Origin of the sequence: Cupriavidus mimosae (assembly GCF_023952485.1) — a bacterium.
GTDB classification, from domain to species: Bacteria; Pseudomonadota; Gammaproteobacteria; order Burkholderiales; family Burkholderiaceae; genus Cupriavidus; species Cupriavidus taiwanensis_C.
Genome location: NZ_JALHRY010000006.1, coordinates 316716 through 338481, shown reverse-complemented (window position 1 = coordinate 338481; position 21766 = coordinate 316716). Strand labels below are relative to the sequence as shown.

General features: G+C 64.6%; 21 protein-coding genes and 1 tRNA gene. All 22 read left to right on the top strand.

The features are described 5' to 3' along the window. The first annotated feature begins 20 nt into the window (after positions 1–20). The 22 genes from rpsO (at position 21) to MKD50_RS14095 (ending at position 21758) form a co-directional block, all read left to right on the top strand. A complete protein-coding gene (gene rpsO / locus MKD50_RS14200) occupies positions 21–290 on the top strand; it encodes a 30S ribosomal protein S15 (RefSeq protein ID WP_010809136.1) in 270 nt (89 codons plus the stop codon). Positions 291–729: 439 nt separating this feature from the next. Then, positions 730–2904 (top strand): polyribonucleotide nucleotidyltransferase, encoded by a 2175-nt coding sequence (gene pnp / locus MKD50_RS14195; RefSeq protein WP_115706411.1) that lies wholly within the window; start codon positions 730–732, stop codon positions 2902–2904. Between the two features lie 145 nt (positions 2905–3049). Further along, positions 3050–4054, top strand: coding sequence for an NAD(P)H-quinone oxidoreductase (locus MKD50_RS14190; RefSeq protein ID WP_240073960.1), 1005 nt, complete (start codon positions 3050–3052; stop codon positions 4052–4054). 69 nt (positions 4055–4123) lie between these two features. Further along, positions 4124–4867, top strand: coding sequence for a triose-phosphate isomerase (gene tpiA / locus MKD50_RS14185; protein WP_256461659.1), 744 nt, complete (start codon positions 4124–4126; stop codon positions 4865–4867). A gap of 52 nt (positions 4868–4919) precedes the next feature. Next, positions 4920–5294: a preprotein translocase subunit SecG gene (gene secG, locus MKD50_RS14180; protein ID WP_252667382.1), complete on the top strand. Its 375-nt coding sequence runs from the start codon at positions 4920–4922 to the stop codon at positions 5292–5294. Between the two features lie 187 nt (positions 5295–5481). Next, a tRNA-Leu gene (locus MKD50_RS14175) sits at positions 5482–5566 on the top strand. Between the two features lie 166 nt (positions 5567–5732). After that, on the top strand, positions 5733–6092 hold the full coding sequence (locus MKD50_RS14170; RefSeq protein ID WP_010809131.1) for an NADH-quinone oxidoreductase subunit A: 360 nt from the start codon (positions 5733–5735) through the stop codon (positions 6090–6092). 6 nt (positions 6093–6098) lie between these two features. Next, a complete protein-coding gene (locus tag MKD50_RS14165; protein WP_011297145.1) occupies positions 6099–6581 on the top strand; it encodes a NuoB/complex I 20 kDa subunit family protein in 483 nt (160 codons plus the stop codon). A gap of 1 nt (position 6582) precedes the next feature. Further along, positions 6583–7182, top strand: a complete 600-nt coding sequence (locus MKD50_RS14160; protein WP_115708774.1) for an NADH-quinone oxidoreductase subunit C — start codon at positions 6583–6585, stop codon at positions 7180–7182. 9 nt (positions 7183–7191) lie between these two features. Then, the gene (locus MKD50_RS14155) at positions 7192–8445 is read left to right on the top strand and encodes an NADH-quinone oxidoreductase subunit D (protein ID WP_115706415.1); all 1254 of its coding nucleotides are present in this window, start codon (positions 7192–7194) and stop codon (positions 8443–8445) included. Between the two features lie 185 nt (positions 8446–8630). Continuing rightward, a complete protein-coding gene (gene nuoE, locus MKD50_RS14150; protein ID WP_010809128.1) occupies positions 8631–9128 on the top strand; it encodes an NADH-quinone oxidoreductase subunit NuoE in 498 nt (165 codons plus the stop codon). A 1-nt stretch (position 9129) separates the two neighbouring features. After that, positions 9130–10425, top strand: coding sequence for an NADH-quinone oxidoreductase subunit NuoF (nuoF, locus tag MKD50_RS14145; RefSeq protein ID WP_092314050.1), 1296 nt, complete (start codon positions 9130–9132; stop codon positions 10423–10425). A 12-nt stretch (positions 10426–10437) separates the two neighbouring features. Next, positions 10438–12804 (top strand): NADH-quinone oxidoreductase subunit NuoG, encoded by a 2367-nt coding sequence (nuoG, locus tag MKD50_RS14140; RefSeq protein ID WP_252667381.1) that lies wholly within the window; start codon positions 10438–10440, stop codon positions 12802–12804. 21 nt (positions 12805–12825) lie between these two features. Beyond that, complete coding sequence (gene nuoH, locus MKD50_RS14135; protein WP_115679827.1) at positions 12826–13890, top strand: NADH-quinone oxidoreductase subunit NuoH; 1065 nt, start codon at positions 12826–12828, stop codon at positions 13888–13890. Positions 13891–13961: 71 nt separating this feature from the next. Further along, the gene (gene nuoI / locus MKD50_RS14130) at positions 13962–14453 is read left to right on the top strand and encodes an NADH-quinone oxidoreductase subunit NuoI (RefSeq protein WP_022534067.1); all 492 of its coding nucleotides are present in this window, start codon (positions 13962–13964) and stop codon (positions 14451–14453) included. A gap of 175 nt (positions 14454–14628) precedes the next feature. Continuing rightward, positions 14629–15273 (top strand): NADH-quinone oxidoreductase subunit J, encoded by a 645-nt coding sequence (locus MKD50_RS14125; protein ID WP_115706417.1) that lies wholly within the window; start codon positions 14629–14631, stop codon positions 15271–15273. 16 nt (positions 15274–15289) lie between these two features. Continuing rightward, on the top strand, positions 15290–15595 hold the full coding sequence (gene nuoK / locus MKD50_RS14120) for an NADH-quinone oxidoreductase subunit NuoK (RefSeq protein ID WP_029044763.1): 306 nt from the start codon (positions 15290–15292) through the stop codon (positions 15593–15595). Between the two features lie 58 nt (positions 15596–15653). Beyond that, positions 15654–17741, top strand: coding sequence for an NADH-quinone oxidoreductase subunit L (gene nuoL, locus MKD50_RS14115; RefSeq protein WP_115706418.1), 2088 nt, complete (start codon positions 15654–15656; stop codon positions 17739–17741). Between the two features lie 27 nt (positions 17742–17768). Further along, positions 17769–19235 (top strand): NADH-quinone oxidoreductase subunit M, encoded by a 1467-nt coding sequence (locus MKD50_RS14110; RefSeq protein ID WP_115706419.1) that lies wholly within the window; start codon positions 17769–17771, stop codon positions 19233–19235. 18 nt (positions 19236–19253) lie between these two features. After that, positions 19254–20729 carry an NADH-quinone oxidoreductase subunit NuoN gene (gene nuoN, locus MKD50_RS14105; RefSeq protein WP_240073964.1) on the top strand — a complete coding sequence of 492 codons (1476 nt, stop codon included), beginning with the start codon at positions 19254–19256 and terminating at the stop codon, positions 20727–20729. A 13-nt stretch (positions 20730–20742) separates the two neighbouring features. Beyond that, positions 20743–21051 (top strand): DUF2818 family protein, encoded by a 309-nt coding sequence (locus MKD50_RS14100; protein ID WP_115662595.1) that lies wholly within the window; start codon positions 20743–20745, stop codon positions 21049–21051. A 44-nt stretch (positions 21052–21095) separates the two neighbouring features. Beyond that, the gene (locus MKD50_RS14095; protein ID WP_240073965.1) at positions 21096–21758 is read left to right on the top strand and encodes an NUDIX domain-containing protein; all 663 of its coding nucleotides are present in this window, start codon (positions 21096–21098) and stop codon (positions 21756–21758) included. Positions 21759–21766 lie beyond the last annotated feature (8 nt).

The following is a 21766-nucleotide window of genomic DNA, read 5'->3' as shown; positions in this document are numbered from 1 at the left end:
GCAAGTGAAAGGAAATCATCATGGCAGTCGCCGATATCAACAAGTCCGAAGTCATCAAGCAGTTCGCCCGTGGCGCCAACGACACTGGCAGCCCCGAAGTGCAAGTGGCCCTGCTGACCACCCGCATCAACGAACTGACCCCGCACTTCAAGGCCAACATGAAGGACCACCACAGCCGCCGCGGCCTGCTGCGCATGGTGAGCCGCCGTCGCCGCCTGCTGGACTACCTCAAGTCCAACGATGCCGACCGTTACCGCGCCCTGATCGAAAAGCTGGGTCTGCGCAAGTAAGGTTGCGTCCGATGGCAGCGCGATTCCTGGGTTTGCACGGTTTCGCGTGAGGCCTCGATGCCTGCTTCAGCATTGCTGAGCAGGCATTTTGCATTTCTGGCGGGGCAAATCCGTGCCGCCGGAATGCAGGCTGTGAACGGAGTGATTTTTGCTTCACGCCGCCCGGCCATGTCGATGGCGCGGGCGCCGTTGCGGCAAGCCGCGCAACGGAGTAAGTTGTTCTTTTTATCTAACACCCGGATCGGGCAAGGAAACAGGGCTTTGTGTCATTCCAGCACGGCATCGGCAACGCCGGTGCCGTGCTGGAATGGCATAGCACTTCCCTGCGACCGCGACCGGCAACCCGGCAGTTTGCCTGCGGCTGAGAACGCAGGCGTCGCAGGCCGCGCGCGTGTCATTGCGTGAATCGCGCGGCCAGCACGCAAGTCAAGGAATGCACATGTCCATGTTCAACAAGGTCGTCAAGGAATTCCAGTGGGGCCAGCACAAGGTCCGCATGGAAACCGGCGAGATCGCCCGCCAGGCCGGCGGTGCCGTGCTGGTCGATGTGGAGGACACCGTGGTGCTGGCGACCGTGGTCGCCGCCAAGAACCCGAAGCCGGGCCAGGACTTCTTCCCGCTGACCGTCGACTACATCGAGAAGACCTACGCCGCCGGCAAGATCCCCGGCGGCTTCTTCAAGCGTGAAGGCCGTCCGTCGGAAAACGAGACCCTGACCTCGCGCCTGATCGATCGTCCGCTGCGTCCGCTGTTCCCGGAAGGCTTCTACAACGAAGTGCAGGTGGTGGTGCACGTGGTGTCGCTGAACCCGGATGTGCCCGCCGACATCCCCGCGCTGATAGGCGCGTCGGCCGCGCTGGCCGTGTCGGGCATCCCGTTCAGCGGCCCGGTGGGCGCCGCGCGCGTCGGCTACAAGGACGGCCAGTACCTGCTCAACCCGACCCGCTCGCAGCTCGCCACCTCTGATCTGGACCTGATCGTCGCCGGTACCGAGCGCGCCGTGCTGATGGTGGAATCGGAAGCCAACCAGCTGTCGGAAGACGTGATGCTGGGCGCCGTGGTCTATGGCCACGAGCAGATGCAGACCGCCATCAACGCCATCCATGAACTGGTGCGCGAAGGCGGCAAGCCGGAGTGGGACTGGGCCCCGGCCGCCAAGAACGAGCCGCTGATCGCCAAGGTCACCGAAGTCGCGCTGCCGCTGCTGCAAGAGGCCTACCAGCTGCGCCAGAAGTCGGCGCGCAGCCAGAAGCTGAAGGAAGTGTCGGCCAACGTGGCCGCCGCGCTGGCCGAGGCCGGCGTCGAAGCCGACAAGGTGGAAGTCGGCAACATCATGTTCGACCTGGAAGCGAAGATCGTGCGCGGCCAGATCCTGAACGGCGAGCCGCGCATCGACGGCCGCGACACCCGCACCGTGCGCCCGATCGAGATCCGCTCGTCGGTGCTGCCGCGCGCGCACGGCTCGGCGCTGTTCACCCGCGGCGAGACCCAGGCGCTGGTGGTGGCAACGCTGGGCACCAAGAGCGACGAGCAGATCATCGACGCGCTCGCCGGCGAATACCGCGACCGCTTCATGCTCCACTACAACATGCCCCCGTTCGCCACCGGCGAGACCGGCCGCGTGGGCAGCCCGAAGCGCCGCGAAATCGGCCACGGCCGCCTGGCCAAGCGCGCACTGATCCCGGTGCTGCCGAAGGACGATGAGTTCGCCTACACCATCCGCCTGGTGTCGGAAATCACCGAATCCAACGGTTCGTCGTCGATGGCTTCGGTGTGCGGCGGCTGCCTGGCGCTGATGGACGCCGGTGTTCCGGTCAAGGCGCACGTGGCCGGCGTGGCCATGGGCCTGATCCTGGAGGGCAACAAGTTCGCGGTGCTGACCGACATCCTGGGCGATGAAGATCACCTGGGCGACATGGACTTCAAGGTGGCGGGTACCGACAACGGCATCACCGCGCTGCAGATGGACATCAAGGTGCAGGGCATCACCAAGGAGATCATGCAGGTCGCGCTGGCGCAGGCCAAGGAAGGCCGCCTGCACATCCTGTCGAACATGCAGGAAGCGATGGGCCACGCCCGCACCGAGCTGTCGGCGCACGCTCCGCGCATGATCACCATGAAGATCCATCCGGACAAGATCCGCGAAGTGATCGGCAAGGGCGGCTCGACCATCCAGGCGCTGACCAAGGAAACCGGCACCACCATCGACATCCAGGAAGACGGCACCATCACCATCGCCTCGACCTCGACCGAAGGCATGGCCGAAGCCAAGCGCCGTATCGAGGGCATCACCGCGGAAGCCGAAGTGGGCAAGATCTACGCCGGCACCGTGCTGAAGCTGCTGGACTTCGGCGCCATCGTCAACATCCTGCCGGGCAAGGACGGCCTGCTGCACATCTCGGAAATCGTCAACGAGCGTGTCAAGGACATCAAGGACTGGCTGAAGGAAGGCCAGCAGGTCCGCGTCAAGCTGATCCAGGCCGACGAGAAGGGCCGCCTGCGCCTGTCGCTGAAGGCCGCACTGGCCGAAGAGGGCGGCAGCATCAGCCCGATCAACGCTGGCGAAAGCGCCGCGCCGGCAGCGCCGGCCGGCGGCTCGGAGCAGCAGCAGTAAGCGGGGCACTGCTGTCCCGAAGGTGCCGCCGCAAGGCGGCGCCGCGGAAGAAACGGCCGGGCGATGCCCGGCCGTTTTTTTGTTTACACTGCGGCAACCCATCGAGCGAAGGCTCACACCGAGCAAAGACAAGGAGCAAAGAAGCATGCAAGCCATCGAGATCCGCGAATACGGCGCCCCCGAAGTCCTCCAGCTGACCGAGCGGCCCGATCCCGTGCCCGCCGCGGGCGAGGTGCTGATCCGCGTGGCGGCCGCCGGCGTGAACCGCCCCGACGTTTTCCAGCGGACCGGCAACTATCCGGTGCCGCCGGGTGCCTCGGACCTGCCCGGCCTGGAAGTGGCGGGCGTGGTGGTGGGCGGCGACCTGTCGCATGCCGATAACCGCTTTGGCCTCAAGGTGGGTGACCGCGTCTGCGCGCTGGTGCAGGGCGGCGGCTACGCACAGCTGTGCACAGCGCCGCTGGCGCAGGTATTGCCGGCCCCTGACGGCCTCAGCGATATCGAAGCAGCCGCGTTGCCGGAAACCTTCTTCACGGTGTGGAGCAATGTGTTCGATCGTGGCTACCTGGGCCAGGGCCCGCGCGGCAAGGACGAAACGCTGCTGATCCAGGGCGGCTCCAGCGGCATCGGCACCACCGCGATCCAGATCGCCAAGGCGCTGGGCTACAAGGTGTTCGTCACCGCCGGCACCGACGACAAGTGCAAGGCCTGCGAAGACCTCGGTGCCGATCGCGCCATCAACTACAAGACCCAGGACTTCGTTGCCGAAGTGGCCACGCTGACCGGCGGCAAGGGGGTCGACGTGATCCTCGACATGGTCGCCGGCCCGTACCTGGCGCGCGAGCTCAAGTGCATCGCCGACGATGGCCGCATCGTCATCATCGCGCTGCTGGGCGGCGCCAAGGCCGAGATCCCGCTGGGCGACATCCTGCGCCGGCGCATCACCGTGACCGGCTCGACGCTGCGTCCGCGCCCGGCATCGTTCAAGGGCAAGATCGCCGCGGCGCTGCACCAGCAGGTCTGGCCTCTGCTGGCGGCCGGCAAGATCAAGCCGGTGATCCACCAGGTGTTCCCGGCCGCGCAGGCGGCCGACGCGCACCGGCTGATGGAGTCGAGCGAGCACATCGGCAAGATCGTGCTGACCTGGTAAATCGGCGGGCGTAGCGCCTTGCCCCTGCCACACGCTACAATAGCGGGTTTGATTTGGGAGGGGCACCTCGTGAGACAAAAGCTCGTCATCGGCAACTGGAAGATGCACGGCAGCCTGGCTGCCAACGCGGCACTGCTGGAAGGCATCAAGGCTGGCGCTGGTGTGGCCGGCGCGACGCTGGCGGTCTGCGCGCCGTTCCCCTATCTTGCACAATGCCAGGCGCTGCTGAATGGCTCCGAAGTGGCCTGGGGTGCACAAGACGTATCGGCGGAGGCGCGCGGCGCCTTCACCGGCGAAGTGGCGGCGTCCATGCTGGGCGAGTTCGGCTGCAGCTATGTGCTGGTCGGCCACTCCGAGCGGCGCACCTACCATGGCGAGACCGACCAGGCCGTCGCGGCCAAGGCGCTGCGGGCACTGGAGTTCGGCATCGTCCCGGTGGTTTGCGTCGGCGAAACCCTGGCCCAGCGCGAGGCGGGCGAGACCGAGGCCGTGGTCGGCCGGCAGTTGCAGGCGGTGCTGGAAGCGCTGACCGTGGAGCAGCTGGGCCGGGTGGTGCTGGCCTATGAGCCGGTGTGGGCCATCGGCACGGGCAAGACCGCCACCAGCGCGCAGGCGCAGGCGGTGCATGCCTTCCTGCGTGGCCAGGTTGCCGCGCGCGATGCGGGCGTGGCCGGACGCATGGCAATCTTGTACGGCGGCAGCGTCAAGCCCGACAATGCGGCCGAACTGTTTTCGATGACCGATATCGACGGGGGCCTGATTGGCGGCGCCTCGCTCAAGTCGGAAGATTTTCTCGCGATCGGCAACGCCTGAATGCCGGCCGTTCCGATCGACCGATCAGGCAAGTAACGCTTATTTAAATCAAATGGCAATCTTCAAGACTTTGTTGGTGGTGCTGCAGGTGTTGTCGGCGCTGGGCGTAATCGGCCTGGTGCTGATCCAGCATGGCAAGGGCGCCGATGTGGGCGCGGCCTTTGGCTCGGGCGCCTCCGGCAGCCTGTTCGGCGCCACCGGCTCGGCAAACTTCCTGTCGCGCACCACCGCCGTGCTGGCCACGCTGTTCTTCGTGTGCACGCTGGCGCTGACGTTGCTGGGCAACTACAAGCCCGCTGCGTCGCTGGGTGTGATGGGCGCCGCCCCGGCCTCGGCGCCCGCCACGGCAGGCGCATCGGCCCCGGCCGCAGCCCCGGCTGCTGCTGCAGACGCTTCTTCGCCCGCAGCCCCCGCTGTACCGAAATAATCCGTTTGCCTTGCAGCGGATTCCTGAGTTTTTTTGCAGTTGTGCGTTGAACAAAGCAAGAAATTTGGGTTAGAATGCAAGGCTTGAAACGATTCCCCAGCGATGGGTTCCGCGCAAAGACGAAAGCCTTTGTAACGGACCTGAAGGGCCTCAAAACCCGGCGCCAGGCAATATTGTTTCTCCCCCAGCCGACGTGGTGAAATTGGTAGACACGCTATCTTGAGGGGGTAGTGGCGAAAGCTGTGCGAGTTCGAGTCTCGCCGTCGGCACCAAACAACTTGATCGGAGTCCCTGGCCGGGCAATGCACCCGCGCATGGGGCTCCGGCAGTCCGCAAGGCGGCGCGCCGTGATTCTCATGGCTTAGCGCCTGGGGTGGGCAACAGGACGCCGCTTCAGCTGGTGCTGTTGACAACATTCCAGATAAGGCTGGCCGTACCTTGAATCTCGAAGCCTACTTCCCCGTTCTCATCTTCATCATCTTCGGTGTCGTGCTTGGCGTGGCACTGATGTCGATCGGTCGGATCCTCGGTCCGAACAAGCCCGATCCCGCGAAGCTGTCTCCTTACGAGTGCGGCTTCGAAGCGTTCGAGGACGCGCGCATGAAGTTCGACGTGCGCTACTACCTCATCGCCATCCTGTTTATCCTGTTCGATCTCGAAACCGCCTTCCTGTTTCCCTGGGGTGTTGCCCTGAGGGATATCGGCTGGCCGGGTTTCATCGCCATGGGCGTGTTTCTGCTGGAATTCATCGTGGGCTTCGTCTACATCTGGAAAAAGGGCGCGCTCGATTGGGAGTGATGTGAAATGGCAATCGAAGGCGTTCTCAACGAAGGCTTCGTCACGACTACCGCTGACAAGCTGATCAATTGGACCCGCACCGGGTCGCTGTGGCCGATGACGTTCGGCCTGGCCTGCTGTGCCGTGGAAATGATGCATGCCGGCGCCGCGCGCTACGACCTGGACCGCTTCGGCGTGGTGTTCCGCCCGTCGCCGCGCCAGTCGGACGTGATGATCGTGGCCGGCACGCTGTGCAACAAGATGGCCCCCGCGCTGCGCAAGGTCTACGACCAGATGGCCGAACCGCGCTGGGTGATCTCGATGGGCTCGTGCGCCAACGGTGGCGGCTACTACCACTATTCGTACTCGGTGGTGCGTGGCTGCGACCGCATCGTGCCGGTGGATATCTACGTGCCGGGCTGCCCGCCGACGGCCGAGGCGCTGATCTACGGCGTGATCCAGCTGCAGAACAAGATCAAGCGTACCAACACCATCGCGCGCAAGGGCTGAAATGGCGAAGCTCGACATCCTGAAGGCCGCGCTCGAGAAGGCTCTCGGCAAGCGCGTGCAGAAACTGATCGAGGCGACCGGCGAACTGACGCTGATCGTCAAGGCCGGCGACTACCTGGAAGCCGCGCGCATCCTGCGCGACGATCCCTCGCTGCGCTTCGAGCAGCTGATCGACCTGTGCGGCGTCGACTATTCCGAATTCGGCGACGGCGCCTGGGACGGCCCGCGCTTCGCCGCCGTCTCGCATCTGCTGTCGGTTACCCACAACTGGCGCCTGCGCCTGCGCGTGTTCGCTCCGGAAGATGATTTCCCGGTGGTGGCCAGCCTGATCGACGTGTGGAACTCGGTGAACTGGTTCGAGCGCGAAGCCTTCGATTTTTACGGCATCGTGTTTGACGGCCATCCGGACCTGCGTCGCATCCTGACCGACTACGGTTTCGTCGGCCATCCGTTCCGCAAGGATTTCCCGGTCTCCGGCTACGTCGAGATGCGCTACGACCCCGAACAGAAGCGGGTCATCTACCAGCCGGTCACGATCGAGCCGCGCGAAATCACGCCGCGCGTGATCCGCGAGGACAAGTACGGCGGTTTGGAGCACTGAGAACGCGCCATGGCAGACATCAAGAATTACACCCTGAACTTCGGCCCGCAGCATCCGGCCGCGCACGGCGTGCTGCGCCTGGTGCTGGAATTGGACGGCGAAGTCATCCAGCGCGCCGACCCGCATATCGGCCTGCTGCACCGTGCCACCGAAAAGCTGGCCGAACAGAAGTCCTGGATCCAGAGCGTGCCCTACATGGACCGCCTCGACTACGTGTCGATGATGGTCAACGAGCACGCCTACGTGATGGCGATCGAGCGCCTGCTGGACGTCGAAGTGCCGGTCCGCGCGCAGTACATCCGCGTGATGTTCGACGAGATCACCCGCATCATGAACCACCTGATGTGGATCGGTGCGCACGCTCTCGACGTGGGCGCGATGGCGGTGTTCCTGTACGCCTTCCGCGAGCGCGAAGACCTGTTCGACATGTACGAGGCGGTGTCGGGCGCGCGCATGCACGCGGCCTACTATCGTCCGGGCGGCGTCTACCGCGACCTGCCTGACACGATGCCGCAATATCGCGCCTCGAAGATCCACAACGAGCGTGCCATCAAGGCCATGAACGAAGCGCGTTCGGGCTCGCTGCTGGACTTCATCGAGGACTTCACCAACCGCTTCCCGAAGTACGTCGACGAGTACGAGACGCTGCTGACCGACAACCGGATCTGGAAGCAGCGCCTGGTGGACATCGGCGTGGTCAGTCCGGAACGCGCGCTGCAGATGGGCTTTACCGGCCCGATGCTGCGCGGCTCGGGCATCGAGTGGGACTTGCGCAAGAAGCAGCCGTACGAGGTGTACGACAAGCTCGACTTCGACATCCCGGTGGGCGTGGGCGGCGATTGCTACGCGCGTTACCTGGTGCGCGTGGAAGAGATGCGCCAGTCCAACCGCATCATCAGGCAGTGCATCGAATGGCTGCGCCGCAATCCGGGCCCGGTGATCACCGATAACCACAAGGTGGCGCCGCCCTCGCGCGTGGACATGAAGTCCAACATGGAAGAACTGATCCACCACTTCAAGCTGTTCACCGAAGGCATGCACGTGCCCGAAGGCGAAGCGTATGCAGCGGTGGAACACCCGAAGGGCGAGTTCGGCATCTACGCGATCTCGGACGGCGCGAACAAGCCGTACCGCCTGAAGATCCGTGCGCCTGGCTTCCCGCACCTGGCCGCGCTGGACGAAATGGCCAAGGGACACATGATTGCTGACGCGGTAACGATCATCGGCACGCAAGACATCGTCTTCGGCGAGATCGACCGCTAATCACGGACCGCCGGCCCGGACGACGATCCGGGCGCTTTCCGAGGGGCTCCGCCGGGCGGAGCGGCCCCGGAAGACCCGCGGCGGACCGGCAAGGCCTAAGGCCCGCCGGCGGAACGGCAGCGACGGCTGCAAACCTGCGGATGGACGCCCAGTGGCGCTGCCTCCGCCGTTTTACTGCAATGACCATGCTATCAGCAGAAGCTCTCAAGGAAATCGATCGCGCGATCGCGAAGTATCCGGCCGACCAGAAGCAGTCGGCCGTGATGGCGGCGCTTGCCGTGGCACAGGGCGAGGTGGGCTGGGTTTCCCCCGAAGTCATGCAGTTCGTCGCCAGCTACCTCGAGATGCCGCCCGTGTGGGTGGAAGAGGTGGCGACCTTCTACAACATGTACGACACCAAGCCGGTGGGCAAATTCAAGCTCGCCGTCTGCACCAACCTGCCGTGCGCCCTGTCGGGCGGCGAGCGGGCTGGCGAGTACCTGAAGCGCAAGCTCGGGATCGACTACAACGAGACCACCGCTGACGGCTGCTTTACCCTGAAAGAGGGCGAGTGCATGGGCGCTTGCGGCGACGCGCCGGTGATGATCGTCAACAACACCCGCATGTGCAGCTTCATGAGCGACGACAAGCTCGACGCGCTTGTCGACGAGCTGAAGGCCGAAGCCGCCAAGGGGGGCAAGTAACATGACCAGTCTGCACGACCGCCATATCCAGCCGCTGATCCTGGCCGGCCTGGACGGCAAGAATTGGCACCTGGAAGACTACGTCAAGCGTGGCGGCTACCAGCAACTGAAGCGCATCCTGACCGAGAAGATCCCGCCCGAGCAGGTGATCGCCGACGTCAAGGCCTCGGGCCTGCGTGGCCGCGGCGGCGCGGGCTTCCCGACCGGCCTGAAGTGGAGCTTCATGCCGCGCACGTTCCCGGGTCAGAAATATCTGGTCTGCAATACCGATGAAGGCGAGCCCGGCACGTTCAAGGACCGCGACATCATTCGCTACAACCCGCATTCGCTGATCGAGGGCATGGCCATCGGCGCGTACGCGATGGGCATCACCGTGGGCTACAACTACATCCACGGCGAGATCTGGAACGAGTACAAGATCTTCGAGGAAGCCCTCGAAGAGGCGCGTGCGGCCGGCTTCCTGGGCGACAACATCCTGGGCTCGGGCTTCAGCTTCCAGCTGCACGCCCACCACGGCTATGGCGCCTACATCTGCGGCGAGGAAACCGCGCTGCTCGAATCGCTGGAAGGCAAGAAGGGCCAGCCGCGCTTCAAGCCGCCGTTCCCGGCCAGCTTCGGCCTGTATGGCAAGCCGACCACCATCAACAACACCGAGACCTTCGCCGCGGTGCCGTTCCTGCTGGCGGTTGGCCCGGAAAACTACCTGAAGCTGGGCAAGCCGAACAACGGCGGCACCAAGATCTTCTCGGTCTCGGGCGACGTCGAGCGTCCCGGCAACTACGAGATTCCGCTGGGCACGCCGTTCGCCAAGCTGCTGGAGCTCGCCGGCGGCATGCGCGGCGGCAAGCGCATCAAGGCGGTGATCCCGGGCGGCTCCTCGGCGCCGGTTGTGCCGGGCGACCTGATGATGGCGTCCGACATGGACTATGACTCGATCGCCAAGGCCGGCTCGATGCTGGGCTCGGGCGCGGTGATCGTGATGGACGAGACGCGCTGCATGGTCCGCTCGCTGCTGCGCCTGTCGTACTTCTATTTTGAGGAATCGTGCGGCCAGTGCACGCCGTGCCGCGAAGGCACCGGCTGGCTGTACCGCATGGTCAATCGCATCGAACACGGAGAAGGGCGCCAGGAAGACCTGGATTTGCTCAACAACGTCGCGGAAAACATCATGGGCCGCACCATCTGCGCGCTCGGCGATGCCGCGGCGATGCCGGTCCGCGGCATGCTCAAGCACTACTGGAAAGAGTTCGAATATCACGTCGAACACAAGCAGTGCATGGTTCCGGCCTACATCTAAGCGTGGCAGAACATGGTTGAACTAGAGATCGACGGCAAGAAGGTTGAGGTTGCTGAGGGCAGCCTGGTGATGGAAGCGGCCCGCAAGCTGGGCACCTACATCCCGCACTTCTGCTACCACCGCAAACTGTCCATCGCGGCCAACTGCCGCATGTGCCTGGTCGAGGTCGAGAAGGCCCCGAAGGCGCTGCCTGCCTGCGCCACGCCGGTGACCCCCGGCATGAAGGTCTTCACCAATTCGGAGAAGGCGGTCAAGGCGCAGAAGTCCGTGATGGAATTCCTGCTGATCAACCACCCGCTGGATTGCCCGATCTGCGATCAGGGCGGCGAGTGCCAGCTGCAGGACCTGGCCGTGGGCTACGGTGCCTCGGAGTCGCGCTACAAGGAAGAGAAGCGCGTGGTGTTCCACAAGAACGTGGGCCCGCTGATCTCCATGGAGGAGATGACCCGCTGCATCCATTGCACCCGCTGCGTGCGCTTCGGCCAGGAAGTGGCCGGCGTGATGGAGCTGGGCATGCTCAACCGCGGCGAGCACTCCGAGATCACCACCTTTGTCGGCAAGACCGTCGACTCGGAACTGTCGGGCAACATGATCGACCTGTGCCCGGTCGGCGCGCTGACCAGCAAGCCGTTCCGCTACTCGGCCCGTACCTGGGAACTGGCGCGCCGCAAGTCGGTGTCGCCGCACGACGGCCTGGGCGCGAACCTGGTGGTGCAGACCAAGAACCAGCGCGTGATGCGCGTGCTGCCGCTGGAAAACGAAGACATCAACGAGTGCTGGATCTCCGACAAGGACCGCTTCTCGTATGAAGGCCTGAACAGCGCCGACCGCCTGACCCGCCCGTTGCTGAAGCAAGGCGGCGAATGGATGGAAACCGACTGGCAGACCGCGCTGGAATACGTAGCCAATGGCCTGGCCGGCATCAAGCGCGAGCATGGCGCCGACCAGATCGCCGCGCTGGCCAGCCCGCACAGCACGCTGGAAGAACTGTTCCTGCTGGGCAAGCTGGTGCGCGGCCTGGGCAGCGACAACGTCGACTTCCGCCTGCGCCAGTCAGACTTCTCGGGCGCGCTGAAGGGCGCGCCGTGGCTGGGCATGCCAGTTGCCGACGTGACCACCCTGCAACGCGTGCTGGTGATCGGCTCGTCGCTGCGCAAGGATCATCCGCTGCTGGCCTCGCGCCTGCGCCAGGCTGCCAAGAAGGGTGCCCGCGTGGCCGTGCTGGGTGCCGGCGGTGAAGACCTGCTGATGCCGGCGACCCGCATCGACGTGGCGCCGTCCGGCTGGACCGCCGCACTCGCCGGCGTGGCCCGTGCCGTGGCCGCCGCCAAGGGCATTGCCGCGCCGGCCGGCACCGATGGCTTCGACGGTGGCGACGCCGCTGCCAAGGTGGCGGAAGCGCTGCTGCAGGGCGAGCGCCGTGCCGTGTTCCTCGGCAACGAGGCGGTGCGTCATCCGCAGTTCTCGGCGCTGCATGCGCTGGCACAGTGGATTGCTACCGAGACCGGTGCGACGCTGGGCTTCCTGACCGAAGCGGCCAATACCGTCGGCGGCTACATCGCCGGCGTGCTGCCGAAGCAAGGCGGCGCCAACGCGCAGGCAATGCTGGACGCACCGCGCAAGGCCTACATCCTGCTGAACACCGAGCCGGAATTCGACACCGCCGATCCGGGCAAGGCCCTGGCCGCGCTGGCGCAGGCCAACACCGTGGTGGTGCTGTCGCCGTTCCGTTCGGAAGCGGCAATGCAGTACGCCGACGTGATCCTGCCGGTCGCGCCGTTCACTGAAACCTCCGGGACCTTCGTCAACTGCGAAGGCAAGCCGCAGAGCTTCAACGGCGTGGTGCGTGCCCTGGGCGAGTCGCGTCCGGGCTGGAAGGTGCTGCGCGTGCTGGGCAATCTGCTGGACGTCGCCGGCTTCGACTACGAAACCGCCGAGTCGGTGCGTGCCGAAGCGCTGTCGGCCCCGGTCGAGGGACAGCTGGACAACGCCACCGATGCGCCGATCCGCGTGGCCGCCGCTGCCGCCAACGGCATCGAACGCATCGCCGACGTGCCGATCTACCACGCCGACCCGATCGTGCGGCGCGCCGACTCGCTGCAGCTGACCGCTGCCGCGCGCCGCGCCATGCAGATCGCGCTGCCGGCCGACCTGTTTGCCCGCCTCGGCATCCAGTCGGGCGACCCGGTCCGCGTCACGCAAGGGCAGGGCAGCGTGGTGCTGCCGGCCGTGCTCGAAGCCACGCTGCCGGCCAACACCGTGCGCGTGCCGGCGGCAACGCCGGCGGCCATGGGCCTGGGCGGCATGTTCGGCACGGTCACCGTAGAGAAGGCCATCGACCTGGCTCCGGCCAACACCGGCGCCGCCGTCACGGCGTAAGAACAAGAGCGAGAAGAAGACATGATTGACTGGATTACCTCGCAAGGGCAGGGCGTACTGGGCGCGTACTGGACGCCGCTGTGGATCCTGATCCGCGCCGTGCTGATCGTGGTGCCGCTGCTGCTGTGCGTGGCTTACCTGATCCTGTGGGAGCGCAAGCTGATCGGCTGGATGCACGTCCGTCTGGGCCCGAACCGCGTCGGTCCGCTGGGCCTGCTGCAGCCGATCGCCGACGTGCTGAAGCTGCTGCTCAAGGAAGTCATGATGCCGACGCAGGTCAGCCGCGGCATGTACCTGATCGCGCCGCTGATGGTGCTGATGCCTGCCGTCGCGGTCTGGGCCGTGATTCCGTTCCAGGCCGAAGTGGTGATGGCGGACGTCAACGCCGGCCTGCTGTACGTAATGGCGATCAGCTCGGTCGGCGTCTACGGCGTGATCCTGGCCGGCTGGGCCTCGAACTCCAAGTACGCCTTCATCGGCGCCATGCGTGCCGCGGCACAGATGGTGTCGTATGAAATCGCCATGGGCTTTGCGCTGGTGACGGTGCTGATGGTTGCCGGCAGCCTGAACCTGTCGGCCATCGTCAACGGCCAGAACACGGGCTACTTCGCCGACATGGGCATCAACATCCTGTCGTGGAACTGGCTGCCGCTGCTGCCGATGTTCGGCGTCTACTTCATCTCGGGCGTGGCCGAAACCAACCGCCACCCGTTCGACGTGGTGGAAGGCGAATCGGAAATCGTGGCCGGCCACATGATCGAATATTCGGGCATGGGCTTCGCGCTGTTCTTCCTGGCCGAGTACATCAACATGATCATCATCTCGGCCATGACCGCGCTGATGTTCCTGGGCGGCTGGGCGCCTCCGTTCTCGAGCGTGGTCACCAACGCGGTCCCCGGCTTCTTCTGGCTGCTGGTCAAGGTTTTCCTGCTGCTGTCGGTCTTTATCTGGATCCGTGCCTCGTTCCCGCGCTACCGCTATGACCAGATCATGCGCCTGGGCTGGAAGGTGTTTATTCCGCTGACCGTGGTGTGGCTGATCATCGTGGCGATCTGGATCAAGTCGCCGTGGAACATCTGGCACTGAACAGCCAAGCGACGGTGCGGCGCTGCAATGCGGCAGCGCGCACCGCGTGGAAATACTAGGAAGCAATCGTCATGCTGCTCGCCATCAAGGACTTCTTCAACAGCCTGCTCCTGAAGGAACTCTTCAAGGGCATGGCGCTGACCGGCCGCTATCTCTTCGCGCGCAAGGTCACCGTCCAGTTCCCGGAAGAGAAAACGCCGATCTCGCCGCGCTTCCGTGGCCTGCACGCGCTGCGCCGCTATCCGAACGGCGAAGAGCGCTGCATTGCCTGCAAGCTGTGCGAGGCGGTGTGCCCGGCGCTGGCCATCACCATCGAGTCGGACGTGCGCAACGACGGCACGCGCCGTACCACCCGCTACGACATCGACCTGACCAAGTGCATCTTCTGCGGTTTCTGCGAAGAGGCCTGCCCGGTCGACGCCATCGTGGAAACGCAGATCCTGGAATACCACGGCGAGAAGCGCGGCGACCTGTACTTCACCAAGGACATGCTGCTGGCAGTGGGCGACCGCTACGAGCCGCAGATCGCGGCGGCCAAGGCTGCCGACGCCAAGTATCGCTGACCGGCGCACGCGCCAAACGGCAGGGCGGCCACCCGTAACTCACCTGGCCGCTTCTGCCACCGAATTTGAATACGGTCCCTTCAATGCGAGGGGCCAAAGCAAGGATGCCGCGGGAGCGGGCCACCCGAAGGGGAAGGCCTGTGCCGGACGGCCCTGAGAGGATCCGATAGGAACCATGGAACTCACGACCACCATCTTCTATGTCTTTGCGCTGGTGCTGGTGCTCTCCGCACTGAAAGTCATCACTGCGAAGAACCCGGTGCATTCCGCACTGTTCCTCGTGCTGTCGTTCTTCACGGCCGCCGCGATCTGGATGCTGCTCAAGGCGGAATTCCTCGCCATCCTGCTGGTGCTGGTCTATGTCGGCGCGGTGATGGTGCTGTTCCTGTTCGTGGTGATGATGATCGATATCGACATCGAGCACCTGCGCCGCGACTTCTGGACCTACGTGCCGATGGCCTCGATCGTGGGCGCGCTGATCATCGCCGAGATGGCGATCGTGCTGGTGCGCAACTTCATCGGCACCACCGCGCCGGTGGTGGCCAGCGGTTCGCAGGAGCCGGGGTATTCGAACACCGCCGCGCTCGGCAAGCTGATCTACACCGACTACATCTACGCCTTCGAAGTGGCCGGCATCATCCTGCTGGTGGCGATCATCGCCGCGGTCGCGCTGACCCTGCGCCGCCGCAAGGACACCAAGGCCCAGGACGTGTCGGCGCAGCTGCGCACCCGCCGCGACGAACGCGTGCGCCTGGTGCCGATGCAGGCCGAAGCCCAGAACCCGCAGACGGAAGCCGCGGCTGCCGCCAATAAGAACTAAAGCCCGGAGAAACGCTGTGCTCTCTCTCGCCCACTTCCTCGTGCTCGGTGCGATCCTGTTTGCGATCAGCATCGTCGGCATCTTCCTGAACCGCAAGAACGTGATCGTGCTGCTGATGGCGATCGAACTGATGCTGCTCGCGGTGAATATCAACTTCGTCGCCTTCTCGCATTACCTGGGCGACCTGGCTGGTCAGGTTTTCGTTTTCTTCATCCTTACGGTGGCCGCCGCCGAGTCGGCAATCGGTCTGGCAATCCTGGTGGTGCTGTTCCGCAACCTGGATACGATCAACGTGGACGACATGGACACCCTGAAGTACTGATCCGTGCCGTACTACGCAGATAACCAAGACTCTCCGACCGCACACCACTAAGCGTCCTATGGCAACCACGCTCAACCCCAACCTGCTGCTTGCGATTCCGCTGGCGCCGCTAGTCGGCTCCGCGATCGCCGGCCTGTTCGGTACCAAGTTCTTTGGCCTGTTTTCCTCGGAGTCGCGCGGCGGCCGGATGTTGGCCCACACCTCGACCATCCTGGGCGTGGCCATTGCCTGCGTGCTGTCGGTGATGGTGCTGCTCGACGTGATGAACGGCGCGGGCTACAACGGCACCGTCTACGAGTGGATGGCGATCGGCAGCCTGAAGATGGAGGTCGGCTTCCTGGTCGACTCGCTGACGGCGATGATGATGGTCGTGGTGACCTTCGTCTCGCTGATGGTGCATATCTACACCGTCGGCTACATGGACGGCGACCCCGGCTACAACCGCTTCTTTGCCTACATCTCGCTGTTCACCTTCTCGATGCTGATGCTGGTGATGAGCAACAACTTCCTGCAGCTGTTCTTCGGCTGGGAAGCGGTGGGCCTGGTGTCGTACCTGCTGATCGGCTTCTGGTACACCCGCCCGACGGCGATCTTCGCCAACATGAAGGCGTTCCTGGTCAACCGCGTCGGCGACTTCGGCTTCATCCTCGGCATCGGCCTGCTGCTGGCCTACGCCGGCAGCATGAACTACACCGAAGTATTCGCCGCGCGCGACCAGCTGGCTACCGTGGTTTTCCCGGGCACCGACTGGATGATGATCACCGTCGCGTGCATCTGCCTGTTCATCGGCGCGATGGGCAAGTCGGCGCAGTTCCCGCTGCACGTCTGGCTGCCCGACTCGATGGAAGGCCCGACCCCGATTTCGGCGCTGATCCACGCGGCCACCATGGTGACCGCCGGCATCTTCATGGTCGCGCGCATGTCGCCGCTGTTCGAGCTGTCGGACACCGCGCTGTCGTTCGTGCTGGTGATCGGCGCCATCACCGCGCTGTTCATGGGCTTCCTGGGCATCATCCAGAATGACATCAAGCGCGTGGTGGCGTACTCCACCCTGTCGCAGCTGGGCTACATGACCGTGGCGCTGGGTGCTTCGGCCTACTCGGTGGCGGTGTTCCACCTGATGACGCACGCCTTCTTCAAGGCGCTGCTGTTCCTGGGCGCGGGCTCGGTCATCATCGGCATGCACCACGACCAGGACATCCGCAACATGGGCGGCCTGCGCAAGTACATGCCGATCACCTGGATCACCTCGCTGGTGGGTTCGCTGGCGCTGATCGGCACGCCGTTCTTCGCGGGCTTCTACTCCAAGGACTCGATCATCGAGGCCGTGGCCGAGTCGCATATCGCCGGTTCGGGCTTTGCCTACTTCGCCGTGCTGGCGGGCGTGTTCGTCACCGCGTTCTACTCGTTCCGCATGTACTTCCTGGTGTTCCACGGCAAGTCGCGCTGGGGCCAGAACCATGCCCACCAGCACCATGAGGGCGACCACGAGGACGAGGAAGTCTCGCACGACCATCATCACGGCCTCGCCGCCGGCGAGACGCCGCATGAATCGCCTTGGGTGGTGACGCTGCCGCTGGTGCTGCTGGCGATCCCGTCGGTGATCATCGGCGCCATCGCGATCGAGCCGATGCTGTTCGGCAACTTCTTCAAGATGGGCATCGCGTTCAAGGACGTCATCTTCGTCGGCGAGAACCACCACGCCATGAAGGAACTCGAGGAAGCCTTCCACGGCTGGGTGCCGATGGCGATTCACTCGCTGACCACACCCGTGCTGTGGCTGGCCATCGCCGGTGTGGTGCTGTCCTGGTTCTTCTACATGAAGCGCCCGGATATCCCCGAGGCCATCGCCAATCGCTTCTCCGGGCTGTACAAGCTGCTCGACAACAAGTACTACATGGACGCCATCAACCAGGCCGTGTTCGCTCGCGGCGCACGCCTGCTCGGTACCGGCCTGTGGAAGGGCGGCGACCAGAGCCTGATCGACGGCCTCTTCGTCAACGGCGCGGCGCGCGTGGTGGCATCGTTTGCTTCGGCCAGCCGCTACCTGCAGTCGGGCTATATCTACCACTACGCGTTCGCGATGATCGTCGGCATGCTGGTGCTGCTGACGCTGACGATCACGGGCGTGATCGGCACCAAGTGATAGGCACCAAGTAAGGAAAACATAGAAATGGTTCTGTCTTTCTCAATCTGGCTGCCTGTCTTTTTCGGCCTGCTGATCCTGGCCTTCGGCTCGGACCGCAGCCCCGGCTTCGTGCGCTGGATGTCGCTGTTCGGCTCGATCGCCAGCTTCGTGGTCACGCTGCCGCTGGTGTTCAACTTCGACCGCGCCACCGCGGCGATGCAGTTCGTCGAGAAGGCGAGCTGGATCGAGCGCTTCAACATCCACTACCTGCTGGGCGTTGACGGCCTGTCGATGTGGTTCGTGGTGCTGACGGCCTTCATCACCGTGATCGTGGTGATCTCGGCCTGGGAAGTGATCACCGAGCGCGTGGCCGAGTACATGGCCTCGTTCCTGATCCTGTCGGGCCTGATGGTGGGCGTGTTCTGCGCGCTCGACGGCATGCTCTTCTACGTGTTCTTCGAAGCCACGCTGATCCCGATGTACATCATCATCGGCGTCTGGGGCGGCCCGAACCGTGTCTACGCGGCCTTCAAGTTCTTCCTGTACACGCTCGCGGGCTCGCTGCTGACGCTGGTCGCGCTGCTGTACCTGTACAACAAGACCGGCACTTTCGACATCCTGCAATGGCACCAGGCCAAGCTGTCGATGAACGAGCAGATCGCGCTGTTCCTGGCCTTCTTCGTCGCCTTCGCGGTCAAGGTGCCGATGTGGCCGGTGCACACCTGGCTGCCCGACGCCCACGTCGAGGCGCCGACCGGCGGCTCGGTGGTGCTGGCCGCGATCATGCTGAAGCTGGGTGCCTACGGCTTCCTGCGCTTCTCGCTGCCGATCGCGCCTGACGCCAGCCACTACCTGGCCCCGTTCATCATCACCATCTCCCTGATCGCGGTGATCTACATCGGCCTGGTGGCGCTGGTGCAGGCCGACATGAAGAAGCTGGTGGCGTATTCGTCGATCGCCCACATGGGCTTCGTCACGCTGGGCTTCTTCATCTTCAGCGACATCGGCGTCGAAGGCGGCATCGTGCAGATGATCTCGCACGGCTTTATCTCGGGCGCGATGTTCCTGTGCATCGGCGTGCTGTACGACCGAGTGCACTCGCGCCAGATCGCCGACTACGGCGGCGTGGTCAACACCATGCCGAAGTTCGCCGCGCTGTCGGTGTTCTTCGCCATGGCCAACTGCGGCCTGCCGGCCACCTCCGGTTTCGTCGGCGAGTTCATGGTGATCCTGGGCGCGGTCAAGTTCAATTTCTGGATCGGGCTGCTGGCCGCCACCGCGCTGATCCTGGGCGCCGCCTACTCGCTGTGGATGGTCAAGCGCGTGATCTTCGGCGACGTCGTGCACCAGCATGTGCGCGAGCTGGCCGACCTGAACACGCGTGAGTTCGTCATGCTCGGCCTGCTGGCCCTGATGACGCTGTACATGGGCCTGCACCCGAAGCCCTTTACCGACGTGATGCACCCGTCCGTGGTCAACCTGCTGCAGCACGCGGCGCAGTCGAAGCTGTAATCGGGGAGAGATATCAACATGCAACCGTCCTCGACACTCGCCCCCGTGGCGCCGATCATTTTCCTGGCGATCGCCATCGCCGCGATCAACTGGATCGACCTGGCCCGCGGCAAGGGCAGGCAGAGCGTGGCCTACCCGCTGTCGCTGCTGACCACGCTGGTGCTGACCGCCTGGTTCGGCCTCAACGCCGCCACCGGCGAGACCCACTACGCATTTGCCAACCTGGTCGTGATCGACCCGATGGCCAACGTGCTGTCGGCGTTCTGCGCCGCCGGCCTGTTCGTCACGCTGGTCTATACGCGCCGCTACCTGGCCGAGCGCGACATGTTCGCCGGCGAGTTCTACATGCTGGCGCTGTTCACGCTAGGCGGCCAGATCGTGATGATCACCGGCAACAACTTCCTGACCCTGTACCTGGGCCTGGAACTGCTGTCGCTGTCGTCGTACGCGCTGGTGGCGCTGCGGCGCGAGTCGCGCGTGACCTCCGAATCGGCAATGAAGTACTTCGTGCTGGGCGCGCTGGCTTCGGGCTTCCTGCTGTACGGCATCTCGATGATGTACGGCGCCACCGGTTCGCTGAACCTGGGCGAGGTGTTCCGCGCGGTCGAGTCCGGCCGCATCAACACCACCATGCTGGCCTTCGGCGTGGTCTTCATCGTCGCCGGCCTGTCGTTCAAGCTGGGTGCCGCGCCGTTCCACATGTGGATTCCGGACATCTACCAGGGCTCGCCGACCGCGGTGACGCTGCTGATCGCCGGTGGCCCGAAGGTGGCGGCGTTCGCGCTGTTCATCCGCGTGCTGGTAGAAGGCCTGCTGCCGCTGGCCAGCGACTGGCAGATGATGCTGGTGGTGCTGTCGATCATCTCGCTGGCGATCGGCAACCTGACCGCGATCGTGCAGAGCAACCTGAAGCGGATGCTGGCGTACTCGACCATCTCGCACATGGGCTTCGTGCTGCTGGGCCTGCTCTCGGGCGTGGTCGCCAACAAGGCCGACGGTGCCGCCGATGCCTACAGCTCGGCGATGTTCTACTCGGTCACCTACCTGCTGACCACGCTGGGCACCTTCGGCATCATCCTGCTGCGCACCAGCAAGGGCTTCGAGGCGGAGACCCTGGAAGACCTGAAGGGCATGTCGCGCCGCAACCCGTGGTTTGCCTTCCTGATGCTGGTGATGATGTTCTCGCTGGCGGGCATCCCGCCGACGGTGGGCTTCTATGCCAAGCTGGCGGTGCTCGACGCGGTGGTCAAGGCCGGCATGACCTGGCTGGCGGTGGTGGCGGTGCTGTTCTCGCTGATCGGCGCGTTCTACTACCTGCGCATCGTCAAGCTGATGTACTTCGATGCGCCTGCCGGCGAAGAGCAACTGGAAGCTACTTTCGGCCTGCGTTCGATGCTGAGCGTGAACGGCGCCGCGGTGATCCTGCTGGGCCTGTTCCCGGCCGCGCTGATGAACCTGTGCTACCAGGCCATCCGCTCGACCCTGGGTTCCTGATCCGCCACGCAAAATGAGCGCCTCCGCAAGCGGCTGGTTTGTCATCCTGCTGGCACTGGTCTGTGCGAACCTGCCGTTCGTCAACCAGCGCCTGTTCGTGGTGATCCCGCTGCGGCAGGCGCGCAAGCCGCTGTGGCTGCGCCTGCTTGAACTGATTGTCTGGTTCGGGGTGGCGGGCGCCGCCGGCTTTGCGGTGGAAGCCAACCTGGGCGGCACGTTTGCGCAGGGCTGGCAGTTCTACGCCATCACCGCTTGCATGATGCTGGTGTTCGCCTTTCCCGGCTTCACCTGGCAATACCTCGTCAAACACCGCACGGCCTGAAGCCGGTCTTGTCGGCGCCGGGCCCTGCCTGATCCGGAGCGTCCATGACCGACAAGATCCCACGCGGTACCCAACTTTCCGCCGCATCCGCAGGCCTGTCCGCGAACCACGAGAGCGACGACGCACTGAAGGAAGTGTGCGTGGCGTCGGCCACCGTCCATCGCGGCAAGTTCCTTACCCTCAAGCAGGACATCGTCAGGCTGCCCGACGGCAAGCAGACCGGGCGCGAGTACGTGGTCCATCCCGGCGCGGTGATGATGATCCCGCTGTTCGACGACGGCAGCGTGCTGATGGAACGCCAGTTCCGCTACCCGGTCGGCGAGGTGATGCTGGAATTCCCCGCCGGCAAGCTCGATCCCGAGGAAGGCGCGCAGCGCTGCGGTGAGCGCGAGCTGCTCGAGGAAACCGGCTACCGCGCCACGCGCTGGGACTACCTGACGCGCATCCATCCGGTGATTTCCTATTCGACCGAATTCATCGATATCCTGCTGGCACGCGACCTGACGCATGGCGAGGCACAGCTCGACGACGGCGAATTCCTGGAAACCTTCATCGCGCCGGCCGGGCAGGTAATAGACTGGGTGCGCAGCGGCCGCATCACCGACGTAAAGACCATCATCGGCGCGTTCTGGCTCGAAAAAGTGATCTCTGGTGCGTGGCAGCCAGGCGAACAGCCCATGCCGGTGTATGGCTCGGCACAACGGTGACCGGGCGC

Excerpts from the sequence above, each read along its gene's own strand:
- nuoG (WP_252667381.1), top strand. The coding sequence starts at position 10,438 with ATGGTTGAACTAGAGATCGACGGCAAGAAGGTTGAGGTTGCTGAGGGC.
- MKD50_RS14160 (WP_115708774.1), top strand. The coding sequence starts at position 6,583 with ATGGCGAAGCTCGACATCCTGAAGGCCGCGCTCGAGAAGGCTCTCGGC.
- MKD50_RS14155 (WP_115706415.1), top strand. The coding sequence starts at position 7,192 with ATGGCAGACATCAAGAATTACACCCTGAACTTCGGCCCGCAGCATCCG.
- nuoH (WP_115679827.1), top strand. The coding sequence starts at position 12,826 with ATGATTGACTGGATTACCTCGCAAGGGCAGGGCGTACTGGGCGCGTAC.
- MKD50_RS14125 (WP_115706417.1), top strand. The coding sequence starts at position 14,629 with ATGGAACTCACGACCACCATCTTCTATGTCTTTGCGCTGGTGCTGGTG.
- MKD50_RS14095 (WP_240073965.1), top strand. The coding sequence starts at position 21,096 with ATGACCGACAAGATCCCACGCGGTACCCAACTTTCCGCCGCATCCGCA.
- nuoE (WP_010809128.1), top strand. The coding sequence starts at position 8,631 with ATGCTATCAGCAGAAGCTCTCAAGGAAATCGATCGCGCGATCGCGAAG.
- nuoF (WP_092314050.1), top strand. The coding sequence starts at position 9,130 with ATGACCAGTCTGCACGACCGCCATATCCAGCCGCTGATCCTGGCCGGC.
- nuoI (WP_022534067.1), top strand. The coding sequence starts at position 13,962 with ATGCTGCTCGCCATCAAGGACTTCTTCAACAGCCTGCTCCTGAAGGAA.
- nuoN (WP_240073964.1), top strand. The coding sequence starts at position 19,254 with ATGCAACCGTCCTCGACACTCGCCCCCGTGGCGCCGATCATTTTCCTG.
- rpsO (WP_010809136.1), top strand. The coding sequence starts at position 21 with ATGGCAGTCGCCGATATCAACAAGTCCGAAGTCATCAAGCAGTTCGCC.
- MKD50_RS14110 (WP_115706419.1), top strand. The coding sequence starts at position 17,769 with ATGGTTCTGTCTTTCTCAATCTGGCTGCCTGTCTTTTTCGGCCTGCTG.
- MKD50_RS14165 (WP_011297145.1), top strand. The coding sequence starts at position 6,099 with ATGGCAATCGAAGGCGTTCTCAACGAAGGCTTCGTCACGACTACCGCT.
- pnp (WP_115706411.1), top strand. The coding sequence starts at position 730 with ATGTCCATGTTCAACAAGGTCGTCAAGGAATTCCAGTGGGGCCAGCAC.
- nuoL (WP_115706418.1), top strand. The coding sequence starts at position 15,654 with ATGGCAACCACGCTCAACCCCAACCTGCTGCTTGCGATTCCGCTGGCG.
- secG (WP_252667382.1), top strand. The coding sequence starts at position 4,920 with ATGGCAATCTTCAAGACTTTGTTGGTGGTGCTGCAGGTGTTGTCGGCG.
- MKD50_RS14190 (WP_240073960.1), top strand. The coding sequence starts at position 3,050 with ATGCAAGCCATCGAGATCCGCGAATACGGCGCCCCCGAAGTCCTCCAG.
- MKD50_RS14100 (WP_115662595.1), top strand. The coding sequence starts at position 20,743 with ATGAGCGCCTCCGCAAGCGGCTGGTTTGTCATCCTGCTGGCACTGGTC.